Origin of the sequence: Gordonia gummivorans, from assembly GCF_022513585.1 — a bacterium.
Lineage (GTDB): Bacteria > Actinomycetota > Actinomycetes > Mycobacteriales > Mycobacteriaceae > Gordonia.
This window is the reverse complement of record NZ_JAKWBF010000040.1, coordinates 38,574-47,016: the sequence shown is the minus strand read 5'-3', so window position 1 is coordinate 47,016 and position 8,443 is coordinate 38,574. Positions and strand designations below refer to the sequence as shown.

Sequence of the window (8,443 nt, the reverse complement as noted above, 5' to 3'; positions counted from 1 at the left end):
AGGTCTGGAGTCGTCCCTCAGCAATTTCGCGGGGAAGACACCAAAGGTAGGGGACGAATCTTCTTCCCCTAGATTCTTTCGGTCCAGACGGCACAACTACCTCGTCCACCTCCAAGGGCCGTTGCGGTAGGCCGCGGGAGTGTCGTGGCCGACGGATGGGTGGTCACCCGGTGCGCGTCGGCGTGAAGCGAACGCAGAAACCGCGTGTCCGGTCAGAAACCGTATGCGCGTATACGGGTTCCGGCCATGGCCGCGGTTTCTGACCACATGTGCGGTTTCGGTGACGGACTTCACGACGTCAACAGGGCCCGCCCTTTGTGTCGAAATCTGTACGTGGCAGCGAAGCCACGTGCAATGTGCACTTTGTCGGTGGTCTCGACATGACGCCTAGCCTGGCGGCTCGGAGTCGCTCGAGCAGCGGGGGTGGTGACTCGCCAGGATCAACCGCGCAACGCTGCCACTGCTTCTCCCACGGCGCGATGGGGCGCCCCGAACAACTGCGCACTGCCGTGTGCGCGTTTGAAATACAGCTGGATGTCGTGTTCCCAGGTGATGCCGATGCCACCGTGCAATTGGATCGCGTCCCCGGTCACGGTACGGAAGGCCTCGGAGCAGTAGACATGTGCGGCGAGGGCAAGCTCATCGCCATCCGGATCGCCGGCCACCAGAGCGGACACTGCGGCACGGGAGATCGACCGTGTGGTCTCGACCAGCACGTACATGTCGGCCATGCGGTGTTTGAGGGCCTGGAAGGAACCGATGGTGCGTCCGAATTGCTTGCGGGACTTGGTGTATTCGACGGTCAGATCCAGGGCCGCCTGCGCGCCGCCGACCTGTTCGGCCGACAGGAGGGCCCAGGCAAGCGACCGCAATCGGTGTGCGAGATCGGCGGGTGCCGGGATGGTCGTCGCCGAAACCTCGTCGAAGTGCACCGAACTCAACGGCCTGGTGGGGTCCATGGTGGGCAGCGGCGTCACCGTGACTCCGTCGGAGGTGGCGTCCACTTCGTGGAGCGTCACGCCCTCCCCGCTGGAGGCAAGCACCACCAGCGTGTCGGCGACTTCGCCGTCGATCACGAAGTGGGCTGTCCCGGTCAGCAAACCGGCATCCGCCCGCACGCTGGGCCGGTCCCAGCCTGTTTCGCCTGCCCAGCACAATGCGGCCACCCGCTCGCCGGAGGCCAGGTCGGGCAGCAGGCGTTTGGAGGTGTCGTCGTCGTCCGCGATCAGAATGGCCGCGGTGGCGAGAACGGCGGACCCGAACACGGGAACGGGACTCAGTGCGGCGCCCAGTTCTTCCAGTACCGCGGCGCTCTCGACGAAAGTCGCTCCAGCTCCGCCGAATTCCTCCGGAACGGGCAACGCGGCCACACCGATCTCGCTGCACAGGGTGCGCCACAGGTCGCGGTCGGAGCGAGGTGTCGAACCCATCGCAGCACGCACCGAGGCCGAGTCCCCACGCCGCTTGCACAGGTCACGGACCGCGGTGGCCAGGGCATCGCGCTCTTCGGCCGAAACCGCCTCGATGGTCATCGCAGCGTCTCCAGGATCGCGTTCCGATGGACAGCCGGTGTGCCCCACGAACTCAGCAATGCGCGAGTCTTGGTGATGTACAACGACAGATCATGCTCCGCGGTGTAGCCGATCGCGCCGAGGACCTGCAGCGACCGGCGTGCAGCGAGATGGGCCGCGTCGGCCGTGGCAACCTTGGCAGCCGCGATGTCGCGTCGTACGTCGGTGTCCTCGGGCACCTGACCGTCGATGCCGAGAGCCGCCGCATGCACCAGCGGACGGGCCATCTCGAGCGCGATCGCGACGTCGGCAAGGTGATGCTTGACGGCCTGGAACGATCCGATCGGCCGGCCGAATTGCTTGCGCGCCTGCGCATACTCGGCGGCAATCGCGAGCATGGCCTGTCCGAGGCCGAGGAGTTGGGCCGCGGTCGCCAGGACGCCGGCGTCGACCGCATCGGTGGCATCGACGCTCTCGGCGAGAACCTCACCGGCGGTCACTCGAGAGAGGGTCCGGGTGGGGTCGACCGACCGTAGGGTCTCCTCGATGTGTCCGATCGCCAGCACGCCGTCGGTGACCACGTACCGATCGTCCACGGCATCGGCATCGGCGGCCAGCAGTGCCAGGGGTGCGATCGCGCACGTGGCGCCGCGGCCCGCCGCCAGGGCGGTCAGACGCTCGGTGTGACCGGCATCCCGGAGTAGAACGGGAAGTACTGCAATACTTTCCGCGATTGGTCCGGGGACGCAGTGTTTGCCGAGTTGTTCGACGGCGACGACCATCTCGATCGCGCCGGCGCTCGATCCGCCGTGTGACTCGTCGATGAGGAGGCCACAGATGCCGGTGTCGGCGAGTTGAGCGTAGACCGCCGACGCGGCGCCCCGATCACCGGCCGCCCAGGCGCGGGCCGCCGCGGGCATGTCGGCCTTGGTGAGGATTGCGTCGATGGTCGACGCGAGGTCGTCGTGTATGTCCGAGAGCAGGAATTCCATCGTCTCACCGATCTCCGCGGGGCAGTCCGAGCAGCCGTTCCGCGATCACATTGCGCTGAATCTCGTTGGTGCCGGCATAGATCGGTCCGGATAGCGAGAACAGGTAGCCGTCCATCCAGGGGTCGTCGAGTTCGGCGGTCGCACCCTGCAGATCCAACGCGGTCTCGTGCGCGGCGATGTCCCACTGGGACCAGAAGACCTTGTTGATCGACGACTCCATGCCCAACTGGCCACCGGCGGCGAGGCGGCTCACCGTCTGATAGGTGGACAATTCGTAAGCGCGCGAACCGATCCAGGCGTCGGCTACGTGGGCATCGACATTCGCGGTCGTGGGGACGTCGTCGCGTGCTTCCTTCCACAGCTTCACGAGTCGGTCGGTGGTGGCCAGGAACCGGCCGGGGGAGCGTAGCGACAGGCCACGCTCGTTGGCCGCCGTGCTCATCGCCACCCGCCAGCCGTTGTCGACCGTACCGATCACGCCCGACGCGCCGGGGTCGGCCGGGTCGTCGGGGACGAAGACGTCTTCGAGGAACAGTTCCGCGAAACCCGCCTCGCCGTCGAGCTGCGCGATGGGGCGCACCGTCACCCCGGGAGCCCGCAGGTCGAACATGAAGTAGGTCAACCCTTTATGCCGTTGTGCGGCCCTGTCGGTGCGGAACAGGCCGAAGGCCCAGTCGGCGAAGCTCGACCGCGAACTCCACGTTTTCTGGCCGTTGAGCAGCCAGCCGCCGTCGGTGCGGGTGGCCGTCGACCGGAGCGACGCGAGGTCGCTGCCCGCCTCCGGCTCGCTCCACGCCTGACCCCAGATGTCGTCCGCACGGGCCATCCGCGGCATGATCCGGGCCAGCTGGTCGGGATGAGCGTGTTCGAAAAGTGTTGGTGCCAAGAGGAAGATTCCGTTCTGGCTGACGCGGCCCGGCGCGCCGGACCGGTAGTACTCCTCCTCGAAGATGACCCAGTGCAGCAGCGGGACGTCGCGCCCGCCGTACTCTTCCGGCCAACTCACCACCGACATTCGGTCGGCGGCCATGGTCCGCTCCCATTCGCGGTGCGCCTCGAATCCGTCGGCGGTGTCCATCGATGGAAGGGGCTGAGCCGGAACATGTTCGGCCAGCCAGGTGCGTACCTCGTGGCGGAACTTCTCGGCCGCCGCGTCGAACAGCAGATCCATGTCAGCGGCCCGTCCCATTGGCGCTTGACGCCTTCATCGACTTGGCGTCCATGCCGCCCAGCGAATCCCCACCGTCCTCGGCGTTGGCGGCATGCGCGAAGTGGTGCCAGCCGAACACCGAATCCATCGCGTTGCGCAGCCCCATCTGGTCCTCGCAGATGTTGACCGCCTTCTTGCTGAGCATGAGGCCCTGGATCGGCATCGCCGCGATCTGCTCGGCGATGGCGTCGACCTTGGTGGCGAGTTCGTCGCGCGGCACAACGTGATTGACCATGCCCCACTCGGCGGCCTGTGCCGCGGTGAAGCGTTCGCCGGTGAACAGGATCTCTTTGGCGCGTCGGGTACCGAGCGCGTAGGCGTGCGCGAAATACTCGACGCCGGGAATGCCCATGCGGGCGACCGGGTCGGAGAAGAAGGCGTCGTCGGAGGCGACGATGAAGTCGCAGATCCAGGCGAGCATGAGTCCGCCCGCGATGCAGGCGCCGTGCACCTGCGCGATGACCGGCTTGGGCATCTCCCGCCACCTACGGCACATACCCATGTACACCTCCATCTCACGCGCGAGCCGCTGGTCGGCGCCCGATCGGTCGGTGTGGTCCCAGTACAGGGTGGCGACGTTGTCGTAGTAGGTGTCGAAGTCGCGTTCCGGTGTGCCGATGTCGTGGCCCGCCGAGAAGTGCTTGCCGTTGGCGCGAAGCACGATGACCTTGACGGCCTTGTCGTCGACCGCCCGGCGGAACGCGGAGTCCAACGAATAGGTCATCACCGAGTTCTGGGCGTTGCGGTACTCGGGCCGGTTGAGCGTCACGTACGCGACGGCACCATCGGGTCCGCCGGTCTCATAGGCCACCGGGGTGGTGTCCGGCCCGAGTTCGTCGGGGCGCAGGGCAGGGGGAATCACCGCGTCGCTCATGCCTCCGAGCGTAACCTAGCAAGTGCTTGGTTGGTAGGGTCTGGTCGGAGTCGAACGCGGCGTCGATCACAGGTGCGTGCTGACCCATTTGGCGGCCCGCACGGCCGATTCGGCGAGTTCGCGCAGTTCATACCCAGTTTTCACACCGCCGGGACAGGCGACGAGGGATGCCACGACCGTGCCGCCGGCGTCGAAGACCGGTGTGCCGAGGGTGACGACGCCGTGCTCGGTGTCGTCGGACAACTCGGTGTCGAGGTAGTCGATGTCGCCGAGTTCGCTGAGCAGATCGCCGACGCGGGAGCGCAGCGAATCCGAGACGCCGTCGAGCGAACTCAGTGCGTCGATCATTGCGATGTGGTCGGGGGTCAGGCGCTCGATGGAATAGCCGCGTTCGCGGATCTCGTCGAGCACGATGGCCAGACGGGTACGCACCGACGCCGGGGCCTGTTCGATCCATTGTGTCCGGTCGGTCGGACTCGACCACGCGATGAACTCGCGACAGATGGGTGGACGTAACCGGATTCGACGACCGGGGCGGAACCAGGAGGCGGCCGGGTCGAGGCGCGACGACCCATCGTCGGGCAGAGCGTGTTCGACGACGGAGATCGTCTCGGCGTCGATGCGCCGGGCCAAGAAGCATGGCATCCCGTGTTCGTCGGCGAAGTTCCGGACGGCCGGGCCTGCCCACTGGCCGAGGAGGTCGGTGCTCTGTGCGGTGCGGGCGAGGGCCACGAACGCGGGGCCGAGTCCGAACTCGCCGGTCCTGGGATGTCGGGTCGCCCAACCGCGATCGACCATCTCCGACGCGACGGCGTGCGCGGTCGCGCGGGATTGGCCGGTGAGGCGGACAATCTGTGCCAGCGTGAGTGTGTCGGGCGCGGATCGCACGAGTAGTTCGACGACACGCATCACGCGAGCGGTCGGAGGCGACGGCGAGCGGGGCTGTTGACCCTGCTCGGCGGGGTCGCCTACTGTGTGTGTCACATAGTCAATACTGACCGTCGAATATTCGACAGTCAAGGGAAGGGGTTGCGCCGATGGGACCCTCGGTGGGCGAGGACTCGACGTCTTCCGCGTCGCACCCGCATGGTTACGAGCTCTCCCATCTCGAGGCGCTCGAGGCCGAGTCGGTGCACATCTTTCGCGAGGTGGCCGCCACGTTTGAGCGTCCGGTGCTGCTCTTCTCCGGCGGCAAGGACTCGGTGGTGATGTTCCACCTGGCGCGCAAGGCGTTCTGGCCGGCGCCGATCCCGTTCCCGCTGATGCATGTCGACACCGGGCACAACTTCGACGAGGTGATCGAGTACCGCGACCGCGTCGTCGCCGACACCGGGGTGCGCCTCATCGTCAGTTCGGTGCAGGACGACATCGACGCCGGGCGAGTGGTCGAGGCCACCGGCCCGGGCGCCAGCCGAAACAGACTGCAGACCACCGCGTTGCTGCGGGGCATCACCGAGAACAGATTCGACGCGGTGTTCGGGGGCGCGCGCCGCGACGAGGAGAAGGCGCGGGCCAAGGAGCGGGTGTTCAGCTTTCGCGACGAGTTCGGTGCGTGGAATCCGCGCGCGCAGCGGCCCGAACTCTGGAATCTGTACAACGGCAGGCACAATCGCGGCGAACACATCCGGGTCTTCCCGCTGTCCAACTGGACCGAGCTCGACATCTGGAGCTACATCGCCGACGAATCCATCGAACTGCCACCGATTTACTACGCACATCAGCGTGAAGTGATTCCGCGCGACGGCATGTTGCTGGCGAAAACCCGCTTCCTCGAACAGTTTCCAGACGAGACAAGTCACGTGGAGACGGTCCGTTTCCGCACCGTCGGCGACGCCACCTGCACCGGGTGTGTGCTCTCGACCGCCGACACCGTCGAGGCCGTCATCGCCGAGGTGGAGGCGACCCGCCTGACCGAGCGCGGTGCCACCCGCGCCGACGATCGAATCTCGGAGTCCGGCATGGAGGATCGCAAGAAGGAAGGCTACTTCTGATGCCGCCCATCACAGAGATGCTGCGGCTGGCAACCGCCGGCTCGGTCGACGACGGCAAGTCGACGCTGATCGGCCGGCTTCTGTTCGACTCCAAGTCGATTTTCACCGATCAGCTCGAGTCCATCGAACGTACGAGCGCGGAACGCGGCGACGAATACGCCAACCTCGCGCTGCTCACTGACGGTCTTCGCGCAGAGCGCGAGCAAGGCATCACCATCGATGTCGCGTATCGGTACTTCTCCACGCCCAAGCGGAAGTTCATCATCGCCGACACGCCGGGGCATGTGCAGTACACGCGCAACATGGTGACCGGTGCGTCGACCGCCGACCTCGCGATGATCCTCATCGACGCCCGCAAGGGTGTGCTCGAACAGACCAAGCGGCATGCGTTTCTCTCGTCCCTGTTGGGTATCCCGCACCTGACGGTCTGCGTCAACAAGATGGACCTGGTGGACTGGTCGCAGCAACGGTTCGACGAGATCTGCACAGAATTCGTCGATTTCGCCGCCAAGTTGAATGTGTCGGACCTGACCTTCATCCCGCTGTCGGCGCTGCGCGGCGACAACGTGGTCGAGGCGTCGGTGAACATGGGCTGGTACGAGGGCCGGCCGCTGCTGAGCCATCTGGAGAACGTGTACATCGCGTCGGACCGCAATCTCATCGATGCGCGGCTGTCGGTGCAGTATGTGATTCGCCCGCAAACCGCCGACGGCACCGACCATCGTGCCTACGCGGGGACCGTCGCCGGTGGAATCTTCTCTCGCGGAGACGAAGTCGTGGTGCTGCCGGGTGGATTCTCCACCACCATCACCGACCTCTGGGCCCCCGGCGGAGCACGGGTGGACGAGGCGTTCGCGTCCATGGCCGTGTCTGTCGAACTCGCCGACGAGATCGACATCGTCCGCGGTGACATGCTGGCCCGGCCCAACAACCGTCCCTACGTCGGCCGGGATCTAGACGCGATGGTCTGCTGGTTCGCCGACGACACCGAACTGCGTGTCGGCAACCGGTACCAGCTCATGTGCGGCACTCGTCTGACCCGTGCCCAGATCTCCGGGTTCAACTACCGGCTGGACGTGAACACGCTGCATCGGGACGAGAGCGCGGAGTCGTTGCAGCTCAACGAGATCGCTCGACTGTCGGTGCACACGCAGGAACCGGTGATGTTCGATGCCTACGGCCGCAACCGGGAGACCGGTAGCTTCATCCTGATCGACGAGGCCTCCAACAAGACGGTGGGCGCAGGCATGATCACCGCGCCGGTCCGACGCGACAGTCACGTGGTGTGGCAGTCCAGCAAGGTATCTCGCGAGCAACGGACACATCGCGGTGCGACCATCTGGCTGACCGGCCTGTCGGGGTCGGGGAAGTCGTCGCTCGCTGTCGAACTCGAGCGTCGGTTTGTCGCGGAGGGTCGGCACGCCTACCTGATGGACGGCGACAACCTGCGGCACGGCCTGAATTCGGATCTGGGCTTCTCCGACGACGATCGCCGTGAGAACATCCGTCGGACCAGCGAGGTTGCCGCGCTGTTCGCCGATTCGGGTGCGGTGGCGATCGTCTCGCTCATCTCGCCGTTCACCGACGAACGCGAACGTGCCCGGGAGATCCACGCCGAGAGGGGACTGCCGTTCTTCGAGGTCTTCGTCGACACCCCGCTCGAGGTTTGTGAGCAGCGTGATCCGAAAGGCTTGTACGCCAAGGCGCGTCGTGGTGAGATCAGCCAGTTCACCGGGATCGACTCGCCTTACGAGCGTCCCGAACACGCCGACATCGTCGTGACGCCGGACGACGGTCAGCCGACCGAGGCCGCCGACGCCGTGCTCCGTAGCCTGGGGCTGTAGATCTCCACATGATGAGTAAGG

General features: G+C 66.0%; 7 protein-coding genes. 2 read left to right on the top strand and 5 right to left on the bottom strand.

The features are described 5' to 3' along the window. Window positions 1–440: 440 nt before the first annotated feature. From MKW15_RS22010 to MKW15_RS21990, 5 genes are all read right to left on the bottom strand, one after another. Complete coding sequence (locus MKW15_RS22010) at window positions 441–1,532, bottom strand: acyl-CoA dehydrogenase family protein (protein WP_240862117.1); 1,092 nt, start codon at window positions 1,530–1,532, stop codon at window positions 441–443. Then, complete coding sequence (locus tag MKW15_RS22005) at window positions 1,529–2,503, bottom strand: acyl-CoA dehydrogenase (protein WP_240862115.1); 975 nt, start codon at window positions 2,501–2,503, stop codon at window positions 1,529–1,531. Before MKW15_RS22005 ends, MKW15_RS22010 begins: the two co-directional genes overlap by 4 nt. A gap of 4 nt (window positions 2,504–2,507) precedes the next feature. Beyond that, complete coding sequence (locus MKW15_RS22000; RefSeq protein ID WP_240862119.1) at window positions 2,508–3,674, bottom strand: acyl-CoA dehydrogenase family protein; 1,167 nt, start codon at window positions 3,672–3,674, stop codon at window positions 2,508–2,510. Window position 3,675: 1 nt separating this feature from the next. Beyond that, a complete protein-coding gene (locus MKW15_RS21995; RefSeq protein WP_240862113.1) occupies window positions 3,676–4,587 on the bottom strand; it encodes an enoyl-CoA hydratase in 912 nt (303 codons plus the stop codon). Between the two features lie 66 nt (window positions 4,588–4,653). Continuing rightward, window positions 4,654–5,571 carry an IclR family transcriptional regulator gene (locus MKW15_RS21990; protein WP_240862112.1) on the bottom strand — a complete coding sequence of 306 codons (918 nt, stop codon included), beginning with the start codon at window positions 5,569–5,571 and terminating at the stop codon, window positions 4,654–4,656. A gap of 53 nt (window positions 5,572–5,624) precedes the next feature. Between MKW15_RS21990 and cysD the strand changes: the two genes are divergently transcribed. Both cysD and cysC read left to right on the top strand, forming a co-directional pair. After that, window positions 5,625–6,578: a sulfate adenylyltransferase subunit CysD gene (cysD, locus tag MKW15_RS21985; protein WP_240862110.1), complete on the top strand. Its 954-nt coding sequence runs from the start codon at window positions 5,625–5,627 to the stop codon at window positions 6,576–6,578. After that, window positions 6,578–8,422, top strand: coding sequence for an adenylyl-sulfate kinase (gene cysC, locus MKW15_RS21980; RefSeq protein WP_240862108.1), 1,845 nt, complete (start codon window positions 6,578–6,580; stop codon window positions 8,420–8,422). The genes cysD and cysC overlap by 1 nt, the downstream gene beginning before the upstream one ends. Window positions 8,423–8,443: the final 21 nt, after the last annotated feature.